Origin of the sequence: Nonomuraea sp. 10N515B (genome assembly GCF_052245915.1) — a bacterium.
Classification (GTDB): Bacteria; Actinomycetota; Actinomycetes; order Streptosporangiales; family Streptosporangiaceae; genus Nonomuraea.
In genome coordinates this window covers 1-2,155 of record NZ_JBQQBQ010000171.1, presented here as the reverse complement: position 1 = coordinate 2,155, position 2,155 = coordinate 1, and the positions used below count along the sequence as shown (strand labels likewise).

General features: G+C 69.3%; 1 protein-coding gene. It reads right to left on the bottom strand.

The window, feature by feature from the left end:
- The coding region (locus ACTWQA_RS58820) for a condensation domain-containing protein (RefSeq protein WP_443167464.1) at positions 1 to 2,155 on the bottom strand (2,155 nt) is incomplete at both ends.

The following is a 2,155-nucleotide window of genomic DNA, read 5'->3' as shown; positions in this document are numbered from 1 at the left end:
GTGTAGTCGGCGTACTGCACCGGCAGCGGCTCCCACTCCGGTGTATGGCCCTGCGAGCGGGCCATGCAGGCGGCGAGCAGGTCCCGGGCCAGCGGGGCCATGGACCAGCCGTCCCCCGCGATGTGATGGATCAGCAGCAGCAGCACGTACTCATCGGCGTCCAGCTCGAACAGGGTGACCCGGACCGGGATCTCCGCGGACAGGTCGAACCCGTACCGGGCCGCCCGCTCCAGAGCCTCCGGCAGCTCCTCTTCGGTGACCGGGCAGGCCCGCCAGCCGAAGTCAGCGTGCTCGGTGTCGATGACCTGCTGCACCGGCTCGCCATCGACCTCGGCGAAGACCGTGCGCAGCGACTCGTGCCGGCCGATCACATCGGCCAGCGCGGCCCGCAGCACCAGCGGATCCAACCGTCCCGACAGGCGCAACGCCAAAGGCATGTTATACGTCGCCGACCGGCCCTCCAGCTTGTGCAGGAACCACAACCGCCGCTGCGCGAAGGAGACCGGCACCACCAGCGGCCGCTCCTGCGGCACCAGCACCGCCCGCGCCTGCCTCGAACCGGCCTCCGCTTCGAGGTGAGCGGCCAGCCCGGCCACGGTCGGGGTCTCGAAGACCGCGACGATCGGCAGCTCCACCTTCAGCGTCCGGCGGATCCGGCTGACCAGCTGGGTCGCCAGCAGCGAATGCCCGCCGAGGTCGAAGAAGCTGTCATCGATCCCGACCCGAGCCACCCCGAGGGTCTCGGCGAACAGGCCGCACAACACCTCCTCGGCCGGGTTCCGCGGCCCCCTGCCTCCACCGGCAACGCCCGCATAGTCCGGCTCGGGCAGCGCCCGCCGGTCCAGCTTGCCGTTCGGCGTCAACGGCACCGCACCGATCGCCACCACAGCCGACGGCACCAGATACTCCGGCAGCCGCTCCGCCAGACCCGCTCGCACCTGAGCCAGCAACCGGCCCAGCCCACGGGCCGCCTTCGGATTGTTCACCAGCGGCACCACCGCCACGGCGGGAACGTAGACGCCCTGCAGGACCTGCCCGGCATCTTCGTGGCCCAGCACCAGCTCGAAGCACTCGACCGACACCGCCGACCACGTCGCCATCGCCCGCAGACCGCGCTCTTCAGCCCAGTCCACCAGCCGCTGCGGATCCACCCCCTGATCGACCAGCCGCCCGTTCGGAATCCCGGTGATGCGTGCCGGTGTCACCACGTGAGCCAGATCCAGGTCCGGGCTCCAGGCGACGGTGGACAGCCCTGACAGGTCGATCGCCTGGACCGGTTGCTTGTGCAGCACCACCTCGTAACGGTGCTGGGTCAGCTCGTTGTGGTAACCACCCGGCTTAAGGCGGATGTCCACCGCCCCGACCCGGGAATCAGCCGCAGCCAAGGTGGTGAAGAACTCCGGCGCCACCACCAGTTCCTTCTCCATCAGCAGCGCATGCTCCACCGCCACCGGATCAGCCAGCACCGCAGCATGCAACGCCCGCAACGTGCCGGCATGCCGCACATCACCCACCACCAACCGGCCACCCGGCGCCAGCAGGCCCACCAACCCATCCATCACCAACTGCAAGTACTCCCCATCCGGGAAGTACTGGACGACCGAGTTGACCACGATCGTGTCGAAGTGTCCCTCGGGCAGGCCGTCCACCACGTCGGCGGCCTGGGCCCGCAACGTCACCCGATCCGCCAGCCCCCGCTCGGCCACCTGACGCCTCAGCCGGTCGATCACCGCACCCGACAGATCGGTGCCCCAATACTCATCGCAGTGCCCGACCAACTGCGACAACAACAGGCCCGAACCGACACCCACCTCCAGGATGCGTTCCGGACGATAGCGGCGCACCTGCTCCACCGCGGCCGCCCGCCAAGCCCGCATCTGCTCCAAAGGAATCGGCTCACCGGTGTAGGAGCTGTCCCAGCCGGTGAAATCCTCACCGAACGCCTCAACCTGCGACCCGGCATACACCGTGTCGTAGATCTCCCGCCACTCACCCACCTGCCCAGCCACAGCATCAGCCGCAGCATCGGCCGCAGCATCGGCGGCCACATCCAGATCCGGCACCACATAGGCCACCAGCCGCCGGTCACCGGGAACATCCTCCCGAGCGACCACCACCGCCTGCCGCACCCCCGGATGCTCAGCCAGCGCCGCCT